Source organism: Pseudomonas sp. 31 R 17 (genome assembly GCF_900004915.1).
GTDB lineage: Bacteria > Pseudomonadota > Gammaproteobacteria > Pseudomonadales > Pseudomonadaceae > Aquipseudomonas > Aquipseudomonas orientalis_A.
Genome location: NZ_CVTN01000042.1, coordinates 84508 through 106099 on the forward strand (window position 1 = coordinate 84508; position 21592 = coordinate 106099).

Sequence of the window (21592 nt, forward strand, 5' to 3'; positions counted from 1 at the left end):
GGTTTATTGTTTTAAAGACAACAAGCGTCAATCCACCTGGATCAAGCTTAACGGCGGTGTAGGCATGGCCTATATCATTTGATCCCGGACGAGTCAGCTTTCCTGATGCGCCCCTTGATTATCCCGTAGATAAATAAGACAACCAGAAGTAATGGAGTGCCATTGACCCAGGCAGATTCACTGCCCGTTAGCATGCCGTAATTATCGTAGATGAGATAAACGGCAGTACTCAGCCCAGCCAGTGCGATGAGCGGGCTGAGTAACGTTTTAAAATACCGTTTATCGTTGGCTCTTTTGAAGTGAACGACGACCCCCAATGTGACAAATGTCTGAAGCCCTATCAATCCAAGCGTCGACAATGCCACCGTTACGGGAAACAAAAATACAAAGGCGTCATAGCCCAGGGAGGAAGAGACGATAATGGTCAGCGCGACGAGCACGGTTACAAGAAGACTTGCATTGGCTGGAGATTTTTTCGTTTCATGAACATGTGAAAGAACATTCGGCAAGTGCCTGTCTTTGGCCAAAACTTGAACATACCGCGTCGCAGCATTATGCAGTGACAACAAACAGCAAAAGTTGCTGGTGCACAGCATGAGGGAAACAATTGTCGCCATCGTGCTACCCAAACGAGTCGTGAACAAATTGATGACCAACCCGCCCTTCGCTATTGCTGCCTCGTCCTTGATGGAGTCAAACCCAACCTCACCGATGATCAGCCAGATAATGATCAAGTAGGCGACGCCTACCAAAACGACCGCCAAACGAGTGGCATGCGGAATGGTTTTTGCTGGCTTCCTGGCTTCCATCGCATAAAGCGCGGCGGACTCGACACCGAGGAATGATGCCAGCGCCACCATGAGCCCAACCCCCAGCCCCGGCAACATTATTGCGTCTACCGAGATGGCTTGAACCGGGAAGGCGTTAAGACCTTTATCCAAGAATATGGAAATACCCAGTAGAAAAAGCACAAAAAACTCTGCAAGCACCAAAGGCACGAGGATCTTTGCCGCAAAATCAATATTCGCCCGACCCAGGTAACAAATCGCCCCCACGTATAAGACGGTCCATGCTGCCCAGCCGATATCAATACCAAACCCTTGCATGGTCATATTCGTGTAATACCCGGACGCCACAGCAATCGCCGTAGTAATCGCCAGATAAGAGGCTAAGGCAACCCATGCCGCCCCCGCTCCTACGCCCCGTCCAAAGATCACCGTGAGGTACTTGTAAAATGCGCCGGCCCCCGGGACCGCCCGGATTAATTCGCCATAGCCTATCGAGAAAAAAATCATCAGAATTCCCGCCAGCAGGAATGCTCCGGCAAGGCCAGCGCCATTACCGTGCTCAAAAGCGATGGGGGCCGCGGTGAGAACCGCCCCTAACGGTCCTGCGGCTGCAATCACCAATAACGCGATTTTATAAGCACTTAGATTACCTTCTAATTGCTGGCCGCCTGCAGGCACATCTGCAGATAGGGGTTCGGATAGCTCTGTCATCCCAATTCTCCACTCTAATTATTTTATGAATAACGGAAATAAATCGATGCAGCAGCGTCCTTGCGGACCAACGCGAGCGCTCCTCAAGCGCAAGCGATACCTGCCCGCTGCCCCTGAAAACCGCAGCCTGGTTATTCTTTATATCGCTCTTCACTCGTTGCCAAGTTCACCAAACTCTTATCTTGCCAAAAGGCGGGTACTCAGAAACTCAAACCAATCACTTGTCTTCGATGACACGATTCATGACGCCTATTCAACGAGGCATCAATGTCCAGTGTATATTCCTGGCCTTGGCAATCGGATTGAATCTGGTTCAAGCGTATCCTTCTAATTGTCGGCGCGATGTAGATTGCGCATCACAGGTAGCCGGCTTCATATGGGTGTACGGCCTACCGGTATCCTTGCAGTACTTCGCCACGAAAACGATGACACCGTAAGCGACATTCGTTGTACAGATTGCAACGCTGCAACCTTTTGGGTGACATCCCTGATCAGGTCCTTGGTCGCCCGAGAAGGAACTGAGTCACTTTTTGATTGCACCGCCTGACCCGCGTGCTTGCTGCGCTCGATGACAAACGCTGATTTATTCAAAGGAACGCACCAGCAATGGCACACAGACGTGCATCGTCACCCTTTGCTCCGATGAGTTGCAGGCTGGTTTTAATGGAGGAACCCGGATAGGGAATTGGCACACTCAATGCCGGGTGCCCGCTCAAGTTGAACGGCCTGAGGAAGCGCGTCAGATCGATCACCGATTCACCCTTGCATACATCAACCAATAGCGGTGGCAGACGAGGCAAACTCGGAAGGACAAGTGTATCGAAGCGCTCCAGTAAATGGTCTACCTGTTCGCTGAATGCCATGCGCACCGCATCCGCAGCTTGTACGGCTACGGCATCAGTATTGGCCGCACGCAGTAACCTCGCCTCAATATCGGCACCCAGTAAAGCCTGGCCGGTGTAATGACCATAAGCAGCCCACGTTTCAGCATTAATGACGGTCAATGCAGCTTCGAATGCCTGATCAAGAAGCGGCAGCGTGACGACTTCCCAGGCCCAGCCGCGACGATTCATCTCGTCCCGTATGGCTTGCTCAATCGCCGGATCGCAAGAGACATTGACTAAACCTACCCGAAATTTCCCGAGAGGCTTATGCGCCGAAAAAGTTGAGTCCATTGACGTCATCGCAGCCACGATCGTCTCGAGATCACGAGCCATGGGCCCTACAACATCAAGAGAACTGGAAGCCGGATACACACCGTGACGACTCAAACGACCGAACGATGGCTTGAGACCCAAGACCCCACAGCAGGCAGCCGGCATGCGCACAGAACCTCCTGTATCAGTACCCAATGCCACATCCACATTTCCCTGAGCAACGATGACCGCTGAGCCACTGGAAGACCCACCAGGTATCCGATCCGGTGCCTGTGGATTAACTGGCGTTCCAGCCCACTCGTTGATACCGGTCACACCGAAAGCCAGCTCATGCAGCACAGTCTTGCCAATGATTTGCCAACCATCGTCGAGAAGCGCCTTCACAACAGTTGCATGGTCTTGGGCTGGCGGGGCGTGTTCGAAAGCACGGCTCCCACACCGTGTTGGCCAACCTGCCACATCCAAAGAATCCTTGATGGCGACCGTCCGACCTGGCCCCCCGATGCAACCTTCAATGACCAGCGGGCTCACAGTGACGCCCCCTGGACATTCTCGAGACGAAAGGCATCAACGCGTTCAGTTGAAAAAGAGGAGATGCGCCAGGCGTCTGCCTCCCAGAGAAATTCCACGCTGAGGGCGGCGACAATTGATCCTGATTGGCCAGATTCGTAGCGACTAAGTTGCTGCATTACCCATCGGCCTTTGGCTTGAAAACCATCGACAGATATCTGCTCACCGGAAAGAAAGTGCATATTTGACAGAAAGTGTGGAGCCGGCGGCAGGTAACTCATGAGCATCGCCACTATCGCTTTGCGTCCGCCTACACGACCAAACTTAAGGGCATACCGAGATCCGACCCCCTGCCAAACTGCATCCTGGCAGAACAATTGGCCCAGCTCGATTTCACGTGTTTCAGGCCCGGGAACGTCGCACAAAAACATATACCGATTCAGTAAATGGCGAACCGCAGATTCGGCCTCAAGTACCCGAATACGCTCTTCCAGCAGGGAAATGTCAGAAATGGGGGAAATCATGAAAAGGCTCCTGTCGAATCTGCAAAAACAAGACAAGGAAATTACTGACATAGAAATCGGACCACAATCACAGCAACCAAGAATCATGTTGCTTTTTAGGCAATGATGTTGATCGGTGCTTGACCGGAATAGCCGCTATACCCTGCTAGCGCAAGCGTTGTCATTACCACAACAAGTGTCGCCTCGAATGTCATCGAGTTCAAAAAAACGAACTGTAGGATAAGGGTGGTCTGTTACCTAGCTTAGCTTGAGCGCCAGAACTCATGGCGAATGCTCCAAGGCTGATTTGGAGCAGTTAAGCGTTGAAAAAAGCGCATAACCGCCATGGCTCACCCGATTATTCGAAGGCCCTGCGATTTGGACCGTTCGATTCAGAATGACAACGGCGTTGAAGGTTAAAGCGCAACCGGTCAGATCACGTCTCCGCTGAGAAAGGTTCGTATCAGCGGCAAGAGCAGTATTTCAAAATGAGCATCAACGACTATGCACAACTTACCTAATATTGATTTCATTTACCTCTCCGAACCGGACATGATTCAGGCGGGCGTCACCAATATGGCAGCCTGCGTTGACACGATGGAAGAAATGTTTTCCCTGATGTACCACGGTGACTACCGGATGGCAGGTCCCAATAACAATTCCCACGGATCTGTGGTGGTATTTCCCGAAGACTCACCTTTTCCGGGCATGCCCAAACCTACTCCCGATCGACGCTTCATGGCGATGCCTGCGTACCTTGGCGGTCAATTTCGAACAGCCGGGATGAAATGGTACGGATCCAACATCGCGAATCGAGAGAAGGGCCTCCCCCGCTCCATCCTTCTGTTCGTACTCAACGATGCCGATACAGGCGCTCCTCTGGCAATCATGTCAGCGAATCTTCTTTCTGCTTATCGAACAGGCGCCGTGCCTGGCGTAGGCGCCCGCCATCTGGCCAAAAAGAATTCGAAGGTTGTTGGCATTCTGGGTCCAGGTGTGATGGCGAAGACCTCACTTTCGGCATTCGTTGCCGAATGTCCTGAGATTGACACAGTTAAAGTCAAGGGACGCGGCCAAAAAAATATCGATGCGTTTACATCGTGGGTTCGTGAGACTTTTCCGCAGATTGTCAACATTCATGTGGTTGACACCAACGAAGCTGTGGTACGCGACTGTGACATCGTCACATTCTGCAATTCCGGAGCAATTGGTGATGCCTCTGCCTATCCTGTGGTGAAGCGTGAATGGGTAAGCCCTGGTACGTTCCTGTCCATGCCCGCCTTGACGAGTATCGATGAAGGCATGCAGTCACCCGACATCCGCAAGGTTCTGGACAATCCTTCTCTCTACCAGGCATGGCATGAAGAAAATCCCAAGCCAGTGCACAACATCGTGCCAGTAGTGGGCATCCAATTCCTGGATCTGATCGACGAAGGAAAAATGTCACCTGACCAGCTCGAGGATCTGGGCAAGATTGTTGTCGGTGAAGCATCCGGCCGCAAAAACGACGATGAAATCATCATTATGTCGGTCGGCGGTATGCCGGTAGAAGATGTTGCGTGGGGCACCGTTATTTATCGCAACGCCTGCGAAAAAGGCATAGGCGTCAAACTTAATCTCTGGGAAACCCCAACGCTAAGTTAAGCCCGCACGGCCAGCGCGCCTTCAGAGTCTTCATTGAATATCGGACACTCCACATGAAAGAAGTTATCGACGTTATTAAAGTTAAAACCGGATCCAAGTTTGAGGAGCTGGGTAGCTATTCGCGCCTCATCGCCGTCGGCGATCTGATTTTCGTATCCAATACCGCCGGCCGCAATCCCGCCACAAAGGAAATGCCCGAAGACCCGGCTGAGCAGACCCTTCAAGTCTTGGCCAATATAGAACATGCCCTTTCGGCCGTTGACGCTTCGCTTGGCGATATCGTTGCCGCGCGCGTGTTCATACCGTTTGCGAAGGACATAGATATCGTAATGGCCACCTACGCAGAAAAAATGCGAGGCATTAATCCAACGCTGACGCTGACCAGCCCTCCCCTTGGATCTGAGATATACAAAGTTGAAATTGAAGTCACCGCCTATCGCGGGGTTTCAAAGGCCGATGTCAAAGAAATCACGATTACTCATAATAATACGTGACACTTAGCAGCCTCAGGGCGTAGCGATTCAGTGCACTTTCGATAACGTATACAACATCAAGGATAAGAAACTTGGCCCCCTCTATCTCTCCCGTTCAGACTTCTGTCGTTCTTCCTGCCTCCACGACAGTGGTGGTGATCGGAGGGGGCATTATCGGACTCACCGCGGCATTGTCGCTGGCAGAACGTGGCATACCCGTCACAGTACTTGAAAAAGGCAGAATTGCTGGCGAACAATCCTCGCGAAATCTGGGTTGGATCCGGAAAATGGGGCGGGACAAACTGGACCTCCCTCTTTCAATCGCTGCAGAAAAACTCTGGGGCACCATGGCGCAACGGCTCAATGCCGATGTTGGCTACAGACAGACCGGTATTTTGTATACCGCCAGTTCAGCCTCAGAAATGGCTTCACATCAAGAATGGTTGAACTCAGTCGCTGATGCCTCGCTCGACTCACGCCTGGTCACGGCGAGAGAAATCGCTGATCTTTCTCCAGGGTGCACCGTCGATTGGGCAGGCGGAATTTATACAGCCTCTGATGGCCGAGCAGAGCCTACTCTTGCCAGCAGTGCCATCGCACGGGCGGCTATTGCAAAAGGCGTTATCATCGTGGAGAACTGCGCGGTGCGAGCGCTATCCATGTCGGCAGGCAGAGTAAGCGGTGTTGTAACCGAGCGGGGGGAAGTGCGGTGCGATAACGTAATCCTTTCCGGCGGCATGTGGTCGAGACGCTTTCTGGCTGCCTGCGGTGTTCCCCTCTTGACGTTACCGGTAGTCGCCTCAGTCCTTCGGACCGCTCCTCTGACGATAGAGGGCATGACTGAAGTCGCAGTAGGCACTCCAGATATCTCTTTTCGCAAACACCAGGACGGCGGATACATCATTACGAACCGGGGAGCTTTCATGGTGCCGATCGTACCTGACAGCTTGCTGATCGGGCATCACTACTTTTCCACACTGCGTTCCCAATGGAAAAACATGAATCTTTCCCTGGGACGAGAGTTCATGACAGAACTGGCCCTGTCGCGACGCAGTTCTGACCAAGGTCCCTCTGCTTTCGAGCAGAGACGGACAATAGACCCAAACGTCAATCACGGACTGAATCGGGCTGCATTACGCAATCTCACTGAAGCTTGGCCCGCTTTTAAAAAAGCCACCATAGAGCTCGAATGGGCTGGCATGATCGATGTAACGCCGGACGGCCTCCCAGTGATATCCCCCGTGGATAAAATCCCGGGCTTGACGCTTGCTTGCGGATTCTCAGGGCATGGTTTTGGCACCTCTCCAGCAGCCGGACAACTGGTCGCTGATCTCGTCACTGGCGACACACCCATAGTTAATCCCGCACCGTATCACCTCAAGCGCCAGCACAGCTGATCAAGCCAGGAAATCAGGGGTACCTCAGCAATCAAGCGTCCCATAGAACGTTAAACGTGCAATCTGGAACCGCAAATTTCGGTGCAGACAGAAACGCCTTCTTAGATCAAAAAGCTATAAAAATATTGTAGGTCACTGACCAAAAAAACTAGCCCACGGTATTGCTTCCCGGCATTCACTAGCATAGATTCGTCAGCATAATAAAAACTTGATGATGCGAACCGTGCGAGGCACCCATGATGAATTCCCAAACTGAGCTTCAAGATCAACGCTTCAAGTATCTGTATTTAAGCTCCAGATTGGGAACCATGCGCGCGGCGGCCGAAGAGCTGGAGCTCGCCGTCTCCTCCATCAGTCGCCAGATTGCAAAACTGGAGTCCGATCTCGGTATTCAGCTCATACAAGAAGGTACTCACAGGATCTGCCTGACCGCCGCTGGTCAGGCTGCAGTTGATTATTATGTTGAGCGTATGGGTCATCACAATCTACTTTTGAAAAAACTCGGCCAACTCAAAGAAGGATATTTAAATAGAACAAGTATTGCGGTGGGCGAAGGACTGCTTAGCACTCAGGCCATAGGTGAGCTTTATCAATTTTTCAAAGCTAACCGACAATCGCACACTGAGCTGTTGATTGCGCCCTCTCACGAAGTTGAGCGAATGGTCGCTGAAGACGAAGCAGACATAGGATTGGTGTTTTCCCCTACCAAGACCGCAAACATCAATAGGCTCCATTCTTTCGATCAACCCATGAGAGCTATTGTCCACCCCGACCATCCGCTGGCGGGCAGATCGATACTCAGTCTTCAAGACCTGGCTGACGAAGATATTGTTCTCCCCCCGCTTGAGTACCGGATCAGAGGGATTATTGATCAGTTGCAAAGTGAAAGCAGCGCTCACTTCCAGCCTTACATTACTTCAAACTCACTGAAGATAATGTTGGACCTCACGCGCAATGGCATAGCCTCGACAATACTCAGTGACTTTCCCGTCATTGATGAGTTATGCAACGGCACATTAAAAGCTATTCCTATCGATTATCACGCCTTGAATGTAACACAAGTACAAATTATTTCGCGCCAATCCAGGAAGCTGTCCCCTCTTTCGCGTGATTTGGTGCATTACTTGGCAATGGCGATAAACGCACAGATTCGGCGCATTCGTGATTGCACCAGCAGAAATCCCAATAAGATTTTCTTGGTTCGGAAAAATGCCATAGCTACGGCAGTTGACTAGTCTCTTTTTTCTGAGCGATATTTTCCATGATTCTCCATATGATGGATTTAGCGTCTTGAACTATTCGCTCATAATTCTGCGCATCCGGCCAATCCACCATGTAAAGCACCATAATGCCATCGATGTGTAACAGCACCTGGGTTGCGACCCGTTTGATGGTCTCACGCGATGCGTCAGGGTAAACCCTGGTAAGGATTGTCGAAAATTTTCGCCTATTGACTCTGTACAGTTTACGCTGAAAAAGGCGCGCCTCTACATCCCGGAGTGCCATCCCCCAGAGCTCGACGAAGATAGCTGTAACATCCAGTCGCATGAGATCGCTAAACAAATAATCCAACACAGCACACATCTGTTGCTCGGGACTATTATAGGACTCTATCATTATGAGTTTATAATTTTTCAGATAGTCATTTACGGTATACCTGACCATCTCCAAAAATAGTTGATCTTTGGTCGGAAAAAAATATTGAAGATGACTCAGCGACATATCGACTTTTTTAGCCACGCTTCTCATACTGAATCCAGCATTTCCCGAGTCGAGAAATACCATCCTTGCCTCGACCAAAATAGCCGTACGTTTCTCTTCAGTCTTTTGATTGTTTTTAGCAACCCTCATTAAGAATTTCCTTTTTACCTAAAAATTCCAGAAATTATACAACACTCTTAATTCGCCTTAAAGCCCATACTTGCTTGTATCCATACAGGCCAGATATACCGGTCCGGTTAGATGCACCACTTTTTTACCCGATATCGTCATCGTCTCAGCTTAGTGCAGTCGCGGTCCACGACCTAGGGCACGATCAGCAAAAACCAATCCGCCCTACACGCAAGTGAGACATTGGACGCACCACCTGGATGATTCGCCTTTGTTGCAGCAAGGGCAACAATAGGTACCTCTGCTGTCATTGTCCAACTCTTGACGGTGCGGGATATTAATTTCCTTTATATTCCGCTAGTACGATAGCGGCCCCTGAAACAATAACAATGGGCATTCGATCATGACATTGGCAAATAACTACGAACACCTCACCGCTGGGGCTAAATCCAGGATCGGCAAACGTACCCAAATCTTCATTAATGGTGAGTTCAGGGACCCGCATTCAGAAAAATACTTTTCTATCGCCGATCCTAGTAACGGTCTTGAATTAGGTCAAATCGCACAGGCAGACCAATTTGACGTCGACCTGGCAGTGGCCGCTGCACGCAAGGCATTTGAAGACAGCGCCTGGTCCAGAATGAGACCCTATCAACGTGAAGCTTTGATGCTGCGGCTCGCTGATTTGATTGCGGAAAATGCTCAGGAGCTTTCTGAACTCGAGACGCTCAGCAGTGGCCGCCTTATTCGAAACACTCGCGCATTCGATGCGGACCTGTCGGTCTATACGCTGCGTTATATGGCCGGGTGGTCCACCAAAATCTCTGGAAAAACCCTGGACTTGTCCGTTCCTTACCTGCCGGATCAAAAATTCTTTGGTTTCACAAAACGATCGCCACTGGGTGTCGTCGCAGCAATTACCCCGTGGAACGTGCCGCTTTGCCAAGCGGTCTGGAAATTGGCGCCTGTTCTTGCAACGGGGTGCACTATTGTTCTCAAGCCCGCTGAACAAACCCCGTTCACTACTTTGCGCATGGCGGAGCTGTGTAATGAAGCTGGTATTCCACCTGGAGTTGTCAATGTCATTACCGGCCTGGGTCATGAAGTGGGTGCGGCGCTTGTTGAGCACCCTGGCGTGGACAAGATAAGTTTTACAGGCTCGACCGAGACAGGGAAACGAATCGCCGCAATAGCAGCGCCCCTGATGAAAAAGTACACGCTTGAACTCGGCGGAAAGTCACCGGTCGTCATCGCCGAAGATGCCGATCTGAACATCGCTATTCCCGGCGCTGCCTGGGCTATTTTCGGCAATCATGGTCAAAACTGCTGCGCAGGTTCTCGGCTGTACGTCCACGAACGCCACTACGCCGAAGTCACTGCGGGAGTCGCTGAAATCGCACGGACCATCAAAATTGGCCCGGGTCTGGATTTAAGTTCGCAGATGGGTCCACTCGTGCATCACGCCCACCGCGACAAGGTGATGAGCATGATCCACCAGGGCCTTGAGTCCGGTGCAGAATTACTGTGTGGGGGCGAAACGATCAACAGCCCTGGCGCTTATATTCAGCCTACCATTTTGACCGACCTTACAAACAACAGCATCACATCCCAAAAGGAGATTTTTGGGCCGGTGCTAACAGCCTTTTCCTTCAAGGACGACCGTGAGGTTATCCAGCGCGCCAATGCGACCTCATTTGGTTTGGGTGCCAGTATCTGGACCAAAAACGTTGATCGGATCACGAGCTTCTTCGGCGGCGTGAAGGCAGGCACTATCTGGATCAATAACCACAATGTGCTGGATCTCAGCCTCCCCTTCGGCGGCATGAAGGATTCAGGCGCAGGTCATGAATTGGGTGAAGAAGGCTTACTCGCCCACACGTCACTCAAGGCCGGTGTTATGCGTGTTTTTGATCAGGCTGAATGAAGATTGGCGAGCTTTTTTAAACCATCAATATGAATTGTCTTCCCGCGTGCGTACAGGTATTACCCGATGAATGAACTCCTAAACGTAGTCGTGCTTAAACGAGTGCTGCAAGGTGATGATGTGGTCGTCATCGAGCTGGCGCGGGCAGACCGCGGCAATTTACCGACCTTTGAGGCCGGTGCCCATATTGATGTGCACCTACCCTCAAATGTGATCCGCCAATATTCGTTGTGCGGCGATCCCGCTGACGCAGGCATTTATCGCCTTGGGGTATTGAGAGATCCTCAATCCAGGGGTGGGTCCATTGCAGTCCATCAGGAATTGCTTGAAGGCGTAAGGGTAAACATAAGCCTGCCTCGTAACCATTTCCCGCTGGACTTGAATGCCGAACGTTCAATCCTGCTCGGAGGGGGTATTGGCATCACACCGATGCTGGCCATGGCCTATGCACTTGAAGCCAGGGGCAAGGCGTTTGAAATGCATTATTGCGCACGCTCACGTAGCCGAAGTGCGTTTCTTGAAGAGTTGGAGCTCTCCGGATTTTCCCAAGCCGTCCAGCTGCACTTCGACGATGAACCTGAAAGCAAACTGGACCTCAAACGCGTATTAGGAGGCAGCCAGGACACGGCTCACATCTATACATGTGGACCGGGAGGTTTTATGAAGTGGGTTATCAATAATGCTCTCGAACTCGGCTACCCTGATGCACACATTCACCGCGAATACTTTCAGGCCGACATTGATACCAATGGGTCTGGTTTTGAGGTTGTGGCGGCGCGCAGCGGTAAAACCGTCAATGTCATGACCGGGCAGACCATTTATCAAGCACTGGCTGAAGTAGGTATTGATATCGAAATATCCTGCGAGCAGGGTGTTTGTGGCACATGCCTCTGTGATGTTTTAGAGGGTGAACCAGACCATCGCGATGTGTATCTCACTGCTGATGAAAAAGCGGCGAACGATACGATATTGGTTTGCTGTTCACGATCAAAATCTCCACGATTGGTGCTGGACATATAACGTCAAAAGCGGCGCATCGCCGGCGTGATTTGCCTTGGGCGTGCTCAGCAATGTAATGACACACAGGCTATGGCGCAGGGTTCGTCATGCGTTACCGCTCAAGCAAACCCATTGAGCCCACGGGATTTTTCCCTGCCGTATCGGCGGTTCAAATCCCTCTGTCTTACACATGACTACTGCTTTGCGCCGGCTAGTGTTGGCGCTATCCATTCGGCAGTTTCAATCCAGCGCTGCCTGACAACGTGCAGCTGAGAATTTTATGCTTAAGAATAACCTTCAGGGTTTATGGAAATATCGAGTGCCGTTGTTGGGCATATTCAGTATCGCGACTGCTCTTGTGCTGGTTTTTGCCTGGGCAGGAGGATTTTTAGGCACCGGCGTTACCACAAAAGAGTTTCTGGGTGACTCCCTGGATAATTTTCCACCAGGCTATCGACGGGCCCACGGTAAGGGTATGTGTTTCAGTGGGACTTTTCATGCGAGCGGCGCGGCCGTCCCTCTGTCGACCTCACGTATTTTTCTACCGGCCAACATCCCCGCCATCGGGCGTTTTTCAATCGGCACCGTGGACCCGCATGCGGCGGACAATTCGACGGCGACCGTCAGCATGGCACTCATGCTGGTAGGCGACGATAAGTCACAGTGGCGAATGAAGCTCAACAACGAACCCTACTTCGCGACTCGGGATGCCGAAGGTTTCCTGGCGCAGGTCGAAGCCTTTGAACCGGTGGCTGCCACTGGACAACCAGCCCCGGACAAGGTGGCCGCGTTTTTTCAAAAATATCCAGAGGCTCGCAAGTCTGTAGAGCGAGAGGCGAACGCGACTTGGCCGGCCAGTTTTGCAGGAACCGAATATAATTCCATCAACGCCTTCGTACTTATTGCAGCGGATGGAAAACGTCAACCTGTGCGCTGGTCCATGCGCCCCCATGCGGCGGTAGAGATGTTGAGCAAAGAGGCTCATGCGCAAGCCAGTCATGACTTCCTGTTTGATGAAATAACTCAGCGTGTGGGTATAGCACCCTTGTACTGGGATCTGGTATTCCAACTGGCCGAGGCAGGAGATCCGGTGAACGACCCTTCTCAACCATGGCCGAGCAACCGCAAGGAGGTAATCGCTGGGACGTTAGAGGTCAACCAGGTGGTAGAGCAAACTCATGGGGCATGTCGTGACATTAACTTTGACCCGACGCTTGTACCATCAGGAATAGCACTTTCAGACGATCCGGTGCTTGCAGCCCGTGCGGGTATTTACTCCCAGTCCTATAACGCCCGATTACGAGAAATCGGTTTTGGTAAAGCCACTGACGCGGTTGGCAAACAGGAAATCAAATAATGCATACCCAGCAGAAGCACACCGGTGTGCAAAGTTTCAACTTCGCGGCACGGCTTCTCCATTGGTTCATGGCTGTCCTTATCCTGGCTATGCTATTTATAGGTGTAGGCATGATGTCTTCTCTGAGCCTGCGTCCCTGGCTCATTGATCTTCATAGGCCTCTGGGAATCGCCATTCTTCTTTTGGCTATCCTGCGTCTAGGCAATCGGCTTTTAAGCGCCACCCCGCCATTGCCTGTCAGCGTACCGTACTGGCAGGCAATGGCGGCGCATGTTTCGCATCTATTGCTCTACTTGCTGATGCTCTGCCTGCCACTGCTCGGTTGGGCGACGCTCTCTGCCGGAAACTGGCCTGTCACCATGTTCGCGGGCTGGAACCTTCCACCCATTGCTCCTGTCAGCTCCGCGCTTTACGCTTGGTTTCGAGCCGCACATGGGTTATTCGCCTGGGTTCTGTTTCTGCTCGTGTTAGGACATCTTTGCGCAGCGCTGATACATGCCTGGATATACCGCGACGGCGTCTTTTCCAGCATCACGCGTAAGGCTCGTGGTAAATAAATGACGCACATCAACATGGCCACGATCGATCTGAATCTTCTCAGGACTTTTGTGGCTATTTGGGAACACCGCAGCCTGACAATCGCGGCCGAACGCCTACACCTCAGCCAGCCCGCCGTCAGTCACGCACTGCGTCGACTACGCGATGTGTTTGACGATCCGCTGTTCGTACGAACAGCAACGTCGATGGAGCCGACTGACGCAGCTATTCGCCTGCACGGACCCATTGAACATGCGCTGACTATTATTCAAAGCGCATTAATGATGTTTTCGAACTTCGAACCGAAAACAGCGGATCGTACTTTTCGCATCTCCATGTCGGATATGTCGCAACTTTATGTGCTACCGACGGTGATGGAAGTGCTAGCGCGCGAGGCGCCGAAAGTACGCCTGGATGTACGTCAAATGCCTATAGAGCAACTGGCTATGGCATTGCGCAAAGGTGATGTAGATATCGCGATAGGCTATCTGGTAGAACTTGGTGAAGAGTGCATTCACGAAAACCTGCTAGACGACGAATTCATTTGTCTGTTGCGCGACGGCCATCCTTTTCAGGAAGATGAATTGAGCGTTCAGGACATACTCGCCCTGCGCTATGTTGACGTTTCGAGCAATATTACCGGCCATGGCCTAACCGCCGATGCAGCATTTGGAAAGGCCGGCATTGCGCGCGAAATCGCTCTGAAAGTGCCTAACTTTACGATTGCCCCGAAAATCGTCGCCAACACTGATCTGGCATTGATTCTGCCGCGTGCCATTGCCATGCAGCTAAACCACAACCAGCGCTATCGGCTGCTGAGTCTGCCCATCGAATTGCCAGCCATCTCGGTGGGACTTTATTGCCATAGCCGTTTCCTATCGGATGCCGGGATAACCTGGCTGCGCGGGTTAATCATTAGTCTGTTTGCTTCCGGCAGCCCTACTGGAGTTCATATCAAATGATGCGTGCGAGCATTCTTTATAAACCCTGTCACCCACGAATGGGGAACTGCAATTATTCAGGATGCCGACGTCTGTACGTTGACGGCTGCAGCCCGCCCCAGACGGTGAAAGTTTCTCCCAAAGTAAATCAGACTCTCCCCCTCTTCACGGACCTGAATTTGGTTAATTTCGACAAATAATACCGAGTGCGATCCGACTTCCTTGATATCTACTATGTTTCCTTCGAGGCTTGCTAGGGCATCGTTCAACACCGGCAGGCCCGAGGAGCCTGTCCGCCAATCCTGGCCGGTAAAACGTTCAGCAGGCGGCAGGTCGGTCATACCAGCAAACTGTCGCGCAGCACCCTCCAGATCACCGGTCAGTATATTTACGCACAACGCCCTGTTGCCCAGCAACGCGTCATGAATTGAACTGTTACGGTTGATGCAAACCAATAATGTTGGGGGCGTATCAGTGACCGAACAGACCGCACTCGCAGTTAATCCGAAGCGACCATGGGGTCCATCGGTAGTAATGATATTCACCGCCGCAGACAACAATGACAGCGCTTGCCGAAAATGTTGTTTTGATTGATCGCTAACCATAACCTTCACCTTGTAATTATTGACTGGGTGAATCCATGTTGAGACGGATTGTTCATCCGGTCAAATTCGCTTTACTCATACGCACTATTGACAGCAGGAATAGCCATCGCCCTTAAATGCCCTCCCAATTAGAGGCGCATAGCACGACAGATAATTCCCACAGATTATTTAGCTTATTCATATTCCGAATTTGATTTTTTCTTATCAGCCCACGCATTCTGAACGTGTATGCAATCACCCTGGCCAGAGAACAATAAACATGAACAGCAAAAACAATTTCGATGATCGTGACACACGTAAAGGCGCCCCAATCAGCATCAAGGCGATTTCCCTGGATGATGTGATTGCGGAGATTGCCGAGCGTCGCAGCGAGTTTAACCAACGCTCCCACGTCCCTTTAGACATGATCGAAAAAATGAAAGCAGTGGGTATCTTCCGCGCCAGTACTCCCAAATGTTTCGGTGGCGACGCGCTGCCTCCAGCCGAGTTCCTGCGCATCGTAGAGCGGGTTTCCGAAGCTGACGGGTCGGTCGGTTGGGTGACCGCGTTCGGCTCAGCCAACATCTACCTGGCGGCACTCCCCCCGACAACCCAAGCGTTGATTTATGCCAACGGGCCAGACCAGGTCTATGCTGGCGGCCTTTACCCTCTACAACCCGCCAAAGAGACTGAAAATGGCTGGGAAGTCAGCGGGCACTGGCGGTTTGCTAGTGGGTGCAAAGGTGCCAACTGGATTGGTGTAGGCATCGGTGGCACATCGGCCAACGGTCGAGGACCGACGGCAGGCAAACCGCTGACCGCTGTGTTCCCGGCAAGCGAAGTACAGATCGTCGACAACTGGAATGTTGTCGGGATGCAAGGGACGGGGAGCCATGACCTCAAATTGCACCAAAAGAACATCCAACGCGAGTGGACTTTCGTGCGTGGCAGTGCCTCCACAATTGACGAGCCCCTCTATTATTACCCGTCCGTTTCCTACCAGGCGCAAGTTCACGCCGCCGTTAACCTTGGGTTGGCACGCGCAGCACTGGATTTAGTGATCGCAATGTCGGGCAGCACCAAGACTGTCACCGGTGCCCCGCGCTTGGGTGATCGAGCTTATTACCGCAGCGAACTGGGTAAGGCAGAAGCGATGCTGCGAAGCGCCCAGGCGTTTTTCTACGAATCCGCCGAAGCTGTATGGGCCTCGCTTTTGGCCGGTAATCCGGTGACCCTGCAGCAGACAAATTTATTGCGCCTCAGCGCTACCCATGCCGCTCATACCGGAGCGGACGTAGTCATGAAGGCTTATCGACTGGCTGGGACTGCAGCCATCTTCAATGACAATCGTCTGCAATGGATCGTACGCGACTCCATGGTAGTGACACAGCATGCTTTCCTCGGCGAAGCGACTTACGACGGCGCTGGCGCGGTGTTCGCCGGCATCGAACCGACCATCCCCTATCCTTGAGCACCATTATGCACAGCAGCTTCTGCCACGCTGCCGCAGCCTCTAGAGCTGATTCTGTAGGAGAAATATGCAGCCTTGTTAGCGAGTCTCTACCAACTTAACGAAAATCGCGTTCAGGTCATTTGGGTTGAAGATTGTCGCAATCGGGCTGCATCGGGCCAACATCAATCGATGTGTGCAAGTTGGTGAGTGGGCAATATCAGTTTTAATATGCGGTACACAGCTGTTTTCGCTCAAGTGTGTCATCAAGCGACCGATAAAAACTTATGCGCTGGGCCATCCGCCGCTGCTTGCGGGGAGCACATTCCACGCTCTGGGAAAACCATGACAATAAGAACAATGAACATTGCTCCGCGCGCATTTCTGGGGTTCTCCCTGATAGGCGCGCTCATGCTGATTCTCGGCCTCTTCGCCCTGTCTCAGATGAGCAAGATCCGAGCAGCTGGCGACGACATCGCGATAAATGGCGTCCCTAGCTTTCAGACCCTGAATGCTCTCACTGTGACGGGCGTCCGCATGCGGGTTTTATCGCATCGGCTGTTGACTGATCGCGAACCGAATATTCAGAACAGGACCATCGAATTACTTGAGGAACAAAACCAACAACTTAACAAGTTGCAGGCAGCATACGCCAAACTGATTTCATCCCCTGTAGAGCAATCCGACTACAACGACTATATGCGGCTGATGGGTGAATATCGCAAAATTGAAACGCGCCTTGTTACCCTCAGTCGGGCTGGCGATCTGCAGGAGCTAACGCGCGTGCTGAACGCCGAGTCTGCGGCTAACGCTGAGCAGATCAACGTAGCGTTGAATAAGCTTACTGACTTCAATAACGGCCAGCTGGCTATCATCAATCAATCTGCTGCTGACCAGTACAGCTCTGCGTTCAACTGGGTTGTCGGCCTCCTCATTATTGCCTCGCTACTGACTATGCTGTTTGCCTGGCTGCTGACCAGGAGCATCACCCAACCGATAGCGTTGGCACTTGAAGCGGCTGAAACCATCGCCGAAGGTAATCTGACCCGACCGATAAAGGTTGATGGCACTGACGAAGCGGGCCGGTTGCTGCTCGCCATGCAAAAAATGCAGGAGAAACTGCGCGATACCTTGATGCGTATTTCCGGATCCGCAACACAACTGGCTTCCGCTGCCGAGGAACTGAACGCAGTTACCGATGAAAGCGCCCGTGGCCTTGCGCAGCAGGACAACGAAATAGAACAAGCCGCGACTGCAGTCAACGAAATGACCAGCGCCGTCGAAGAAGTGGCGCGTAACGCAGTGAGCACTTCAGAGGCGTCAAAAAACGCGACGGCGTCAGCAGGCGATGGCCGGGATCTGGTTCACGAAACCGTCAACGCTATCGAACGCATGAGCGGGGATGTGCAAAGCACCGCCGATCTGATTGGTAATCTTGCGGAAGAGTCCCGCGACATCGGCAAGGTTCTGGACGTGATTCGTGGCTTGGCGGATCAGACCAACCTGCTGGCGCTGAACGCAGCTATCGAAGCGGCCAGGGCCGGTGAAGCCGGTCGCGGCTTCGCGGTTGTCGCCGATGAAGTACGCGCTTTGGCCCATCGCACCCAACAGTCCACCAGCGAAATTGAACGCATGGTTGGCAGCATTCAAGGCGGTACCCAAAAAGCAGTCAGTTCAATGCGTAACAGCACTGACCGTGCTGAATCTACCCTGAACATCGCGAAAGGCGCAGGCCTGGCGCTGGAAACCATCAACACCGCAGTGATCGAGATCAACGAGCGTAACCTGGTCATCGCCGCCGCTGCGGAAGAACAGGCTGCAGTCGCCCGTGAAGTGGACCGCAACTTGGTCAACATCCGGGACCTGTCGACGCAATCTTCCAACGGCGCCGCCCAGACCAGCGCCGCCAGCGGCGAGTTGACCCGCCTGGCGGTAGACCTGAACAGCATGGTGTCAAGGTTTCGCTTGTAAGAGGTATTGGAGGCCATCTGTTGGAGCGAGGCTTGCCCGCGAGAGCGATGACGCGGTTTGCCTGATATACCAAGGTGCCTGGTTCGCAGGCAAGTCTGGCTCTCACGGAGTTCAATTTGAACCCTGATCCCGTCCACACAGTTACGGCCATTGGCGCTAAGTGTTCCGTTGGCGTGCGGGCCAACATGGCCACCCTCTCAGCTCCCATCGCTGGTGCGCAAGGTGACAGCGTCTGTCGATACATCCAGCGCACCAGGCTCGAACGCAGCGCGATCGATTGGGCCAACCCGTTTCTGCGAACTGAGTCGCTTACCTCGATCGCTTAAAAATAATGTTTCACAGATCCCGCTCATTTTCAGCCGCTTCTTGAAAAAAACACTTTGAACTGAAGCCTAAAACACTGACGTGCGCATGCCTTGCGCGGAGCGCTGGCGATGATGCCTGGCCGCTAAGAAAATTACGGCTTGACCTTGCCTCCGGGTTCTCGTTAACTTCTCGCCATGTTCCTACCTTCCGGTAGGAAGCAAATCACGAGTTTGTTATGGAAAAGAGTCATTTCGGCAATCCTTCACTGAAGTTTGCCATTGCTTTGGGCGCCATCGCTGCACTGGGGCCCTCAGCCGTCGATATGTATTTGCCAAGCCTGCCCGAAATGGCGGTTGATTATTCGACCAGTGTTGCCAGCATTCAGCTGACGCTCACGGTCTTTTTGTTGGCAATGGGGCTTGGGCAATTGCTGTTCGGGCCGGTAGTTGACGCCTTGGGCCGTCGGCGTCCACTGATAGCAGGCTTGTTGCTGTTCAGTTTGAGTGCGCTGGCTGCAGGAGCGGCACCAACCCTTGAGTGGCTACTCGTGGCACGATTTGCCCAAGGGATAGGCAGTGCTTTGACGTTGGTAGTCATCATGAGCATGGTGCGTGACGTCACTCAGGGCGTTCAGGCAGCAAAACTTTTTGGCCTGCTGCTGACCATTCAAGGTGTTGCTCCCATCATCGCCCCGGGGTTGGGTGGTTACATTGAGGCGCATTTCGGATGGCGGGCCGTCATGCTGGTACTGGCTGTTCTCGGTGCGCTGGTGGCGGTGAATTCGATGGCTGTTTTGCCTGAAACACTCCCCATGCAAAAGCGCGAGCCATTGAATATGAGACTTGCGATACGCACGTATGCGCGCATCGCAAAAGACGGTCGTTTTCTAAGGCCAGCCTTAGCGCTGTCAGCCGTGTTCTTCTTTCTCTTTGCCTATGTGGGCGGCGCTACATTTGTTTATCAGAAGGAATACGGACTGCCTGCTGCCCAGTTCGGTACGCTGTTTGGCGCAACCGGCATCGCGATTCTCATAGGGGCCGTCGTGGCTACCAGACTGGTGGGCAAGTACGGTTTGGCCCGCATGGCAACGGCTGGAGCTTTTTGCATCTTTGCAGGTTCTGTCATGGCCTACGGCGCAGCAGTATCTGGTTCCAGTTTGTACTGGCTGGCTGCCGGTGTTGCGGTAGCACTGCTTGGATTGGGGATTGCAGAAACCTCACTGATGACGCTGGTGATGTCTTCGCAAACCACTGCCCTGGGTTCAACGGCTGCATTGCTCGGCGCGTTTCAGCTTGGCATCTCGGCCTTCGCCACACCGTTGACCGGTTGGGCGAGCAGCTATGGCGCCACTGCCTGGTGCGCATTCCTGATAGTCTGCGCCGTTATGGTGGGTGCGCTGACCTGGGTCAGTGTGCGCGAAGGCAGGGCCGAGCACATCACCGCGTTAAATCATTGAATTAAAAGGTCATCCCGATGAAAGTGCTGAGCCCTTCGGCAAGCAGAATCTGTGATATCGCTCTGGTGCATTTCGCTGAGCGGGGATACGACGCCTCATCGCTCAATGAAATCGCTGTCGTGGCGGGTATGCGCAAGCCGTCGTTATACGCGCACTTCAAGAGCAAGGATGATCTGTTCAACGCCGTGCTGAATCTGGCGCTGGCGACGGAGAGGCACTATATCGAAGAGATGTTTGCAAGCGTTCCAGCGAATGATGACGAGCCCGGCAAGCTGTACACGGACAATCTTTCAAACCGCTACGAGTCTTCCGCTGCTCTGCGCTTCCTGCTGCGCACGGCATTCTTTCCGCCTTCGGAATTAAAGGCATCGGTTACAAGTGGCTTTGAAGCCTATCTGGACCGCCTTCGTGAACGCTTTGGCGCAAGCCTTGAGAACAGGTATCCAGCATTGTCGGCGAACGAGATTTCAATGTTCCAGGATGCTTATATCGCGGTTATCGACAGCCTTCATGTCGAGTTGATTTACTGTAGTGAAGGCACCTACTGTCGGCGTCTTACCGCTTTGTGGCGCATTCTTGGTGATTCGCTGTCTCTGGCTGTGGGGAAGCTGGCGCATGAGTGACTCATCCATGCAAACTAACTCGAACTCACAAGAGATCGCCGTTTGCTCGTTTATCAGATTCGCAGGACGCTTGCATGCGAAGCAGATCGGTGTGGCCAAGCTTCCATGCAGGTGTAATACATCATGTTTTGTCCAATGCCCGGTGAGCTTATCCCCCGAAAGTGGGAATGCCACTCTCTGCTGAAATACCTGTCCCCGTGAAAAATACAATCTTTCGAGCCGCACGAAGAGCTTGTGTAGCCTTACTCCTTTCGCCCATCTGATTAGCTTCTGTTCACCTAATCACGACTCATCGAGCATTCACGCTGATTCCCGATTTCGTTGCCGACAAATATAGGAATGGCAGATAGGACTCGGGACCCGTACTGCATCGCCATCACTGCCCTCCTGGCCCTTACGAGTATTTACCCGCCGACTAGTAAACGGTAGTC

The 21592-nt window shown here is 52.5% G+C and carries 18 protein-coding genes and 2 pseudogenes; 14 read left to right on the plus strand and 6 right to left on the minus strand.

Features of this window, described 5'->3' with window-relative positions; translation table 11 throughout:
* Positions 1 to 74: 74 nt before the first annotated feature.
* The 3 genes from BFP89_RS04325 to BFP89_RS04335 form a co-directional block, all read right to left on the minus strand.
* Complete coding sequence (locus BFP89_RS04325) at positions 75 to 1499, minus strand: APC family permease (RefSeq protein ID WP_065884345.1); 1425 nt, start codon at positions 1497 to 1499, stop codon at positions 75 to 77.
* Between the two features lie 587 nt (positions 1500 to 2086).
* Positions 2087 to 3187, minus strand: a complete 1101-nt coding sequence (locus BFP89_RS04330; RefSeq protein WP_065884346.1) for an amidase — start codon at positions 3185 to 3187, stop codon at positions 2087 to 2089.
* Positions 3184 to 3690 (minus strand): nuclear transport factor 2 family protein, encoded by a 507-nt coding sequence (locus BFP89_RS04335; protein ID WP_065884347.1) that lies wholly within the window; start codon positions 3688 to 3690, stop codon positions 3184 to 3186. The genes BFP89_RS04330 and BFP89_RS04335 overlap by 4 nt, the downstream gene beginning before the upstream one ends.
* 483 nt (positions 3691 to 4173) lie before the next feature.
* Between BFP89_RS04335 and BFP89_RS04340 the strand changes: the two genes are divergently transcribed.
* The 4 genes from BFP89_RS04340 to BFP89_RS04355 all read left to right on the plus strand — a co-directional run bounded on the left by BFP89_RS04340 (position 4174) and on the right by BFP89_RS04355 (position 8418).
* Complete coding sequence (locus BFP89_RS04340; RefSeq protein WP_065884348.1) at positions 4174 to 5313, plus strand: tyramine oxidase subunit B; 1140 nt, start codon at positions 4174 to 4176, stop codon at positions 5311 to 5313.
* A 53-nt stretch (positions 5314 to 5366) separates the two neighbouring features.
* Positions 5367 to 5807, plus strand: coding sequence for a Rid family hydrolase (locus tag BFP89_RS04345; protein ID WP_003173919.1), 441 nt, complete (start codon positions 5367 to 5369; stop codon positions 5805 to 5807).
* Positions 5808 to 5878: 71 nt separating this feature from the next.
* A complete protein-coding gene (locus BFP89_RS04350; RefSeq protein ID WP_065884349.1) occupies positions 5879 to 7183 on the plus strand; it encodes an NAD(P)/FAD-dependent oxidoreductase in 1305 nt (434 codons plus the stop codon).
* A 236-nt stretch (positions 7184 to 7419) separates the two neighbouring features.
* Complete coding sequence (locus BFP89_RS04355) at positions 7420 to 8418, plus strand: LysR family transcriptional regulator (RefSeq protein ID WP_256097314.1); 999 nt, start codon at positions 7420 to 7422, stop codon at positions 8416 to 8418.
* On the opposite strand, the gene BFP89_RS04360 is transcribed toward BFP89_RS04355, so the two are convergent.
* A complete protein-coding gene (locus BFP89_RS04360; RefSeq protein WP_065884350.1) occupies positions 8402 to 9034 on the minus strand; it encodes a TetR/AcrR family transcriptional regulator in 633 nt (210 codons plus the stop codon). The genes BFP89_RS04355 and BFP89_RS04360 overlap by 17 nt on opposite strands.
* Positions 9035 to 9416: 382 nt before the next feature.
* On the opposite strand from BFP89_RS04360, the gene BFP89_RS04365 reads away from it, so the two are divergent.
* The 5 genes from BFP89_RS04365 (at position 9417) to BFP89_RS04385 (ending at position 14792) form a co-directional block, all read left to right on the plus strand.
* Positions 9417 to 10937, plus strand: a complete 1521-nt coding sequence (locus BFP89_RS04365; protein WP_065884351.1) for an aldehyde dehydrogenase family protein — start codon at positions 9417 to 9419, stop codon at positions 10935 to 10937.
* Positions 10938 to 11003: 66 nt separating this feature from the next.
* The gene (locus tag BFP89_RS04370) at positions 11004 to 11957 is read left to right on the plus strand and encodes a PDR/VanB family oxidoreductase (protein WP_065884352.1); all 954 of its coding nucleotides are present in this window, start codon (positions 11004 to 11006) and stop codon (positions 11955 to 11957) included.
* Positions 11958 to 12216: 259 nt separating this feature from the next.
* Positions 12217 to 13293: a catalase family peroxidase gene (locus BFP89_RS04375; RefSeq protein WP_065884353.1), complete on the plus strand. Its 1077-nt coding sequence runs from the start codon at positions 12217 to 12219 to the stop codon at positions 13291 to 13293.
* Entirely contained in the window at positions 13293 to 13850 is a 558-nt protein-coding gene (locus BFP89_RS04380) for a cytochrome b (RefSeq protein ID WP_065884354.1), read from the plus strand. The genes BFP89_RS04375 and BFP89_RS04380 overlap by 1 nt, the downstream gene beginning before the upstream one ends.
* Complete coding sequence (locus BFP89_RS04385) at positions 13851 to 14792, plus strand: LysR family transcriptional regulator (RefSeq protein WP_065884355.1); 942 nt, start codon at positions 13851 to 13853, stop codon at positions 14790 to 14792.
* A 56-nt stretch (positions 14793 to 14848) separates the two neighbouring features.
* Here BFP89_RS04385 and BFP89_RS04390 read toward each other — a convergent pair whose 3' ends face one another.
* Positions 14849 to 15376, minus strand: coding sequence for a flavin reductase (locus BFP89_RS04390; RefSeq protein WP_065884356.1), 528 nt, complete (start codon positions 15374 to 15376; stop codon positions 14849 to 14851).
* 259 nt (positions 15377 to 15635) lie between these two features.
* On the opposite strand from BFP89_RS04390, the gene BFP89_RS04395 reads away from it, so the two are divergent.
* From BFP89_RS04395 to BFP89_RS04410, 5 genes and pseudogenes are all read left to right on the plus strand, one after another.
* On the plus strand, positions 15636 to 16826 hold the full coding sequence (locus BFP89_RS04395) for an acyl-CoA dehydrogenase family protein (RefSeq protein WP_065884357.1): 1191 nt from the start codon (positions 15636 to 15638) through the stop codon (positions 16824 to 16826).
* Between the two features lie 324 nt (positions 16827 to 17150).
* Positions 17151 to 18776 (plus strand): methyl-accepting chemotaxis protein, encoded by a 1626-nt coding sequence (locus BFP89_RS04400; protein WP_065884358.1) that lies wholly within the window; start codon positions 17151 to 17153, stop codon positions 18774 to 18776.
* A 218-nt stretch (positions 18777 to 18994) separates the two neighbouring features.
* Positions 18995 to 19099: pseudogene (locus BFP89_RS29230) on the plus strand (transcriptional regulator FeaR); the annotation flags it as partial.
* Positions 19100 to 19317: 218 nt separating this feature from the next.
* Positions 19318 to 20538, plus strand: a complete 1221-nt coding sequence (locus tag BFP89_RS04405; protein ID WP_065884359.1) for a multidrug effflux MFS transporter — start codon at positions 19318 to 19320, stop codon at positions 20536 to 20538.
* A gap of 17 nt (positions 20539 to 20555) precedes the next feature.
* Entirely contained in the window at positions 20556 to 21161 is a 606-nt protein-coding gene (locus tag BFP89_RS04410; protein ID WP_065884360.1) for a TetR/AcrR family transcriptional regulator, read from the plus strand.
* Positions 21162 to 21173: 12 nt separating this feature from the next.
* On the opposite strand, the pseudogene BFP89_RS29545 reads toward BFP89_RS04410, so the two are convergent.
* A pseudogene (locus BFP89_RS29545) lies at positions 21174 to 21420 on the minus strand (NAD-dependent deacylase); the annotation flags it as partial.
* Positions 21421 to 21592 lie beyond the last annotated feature (172 nt).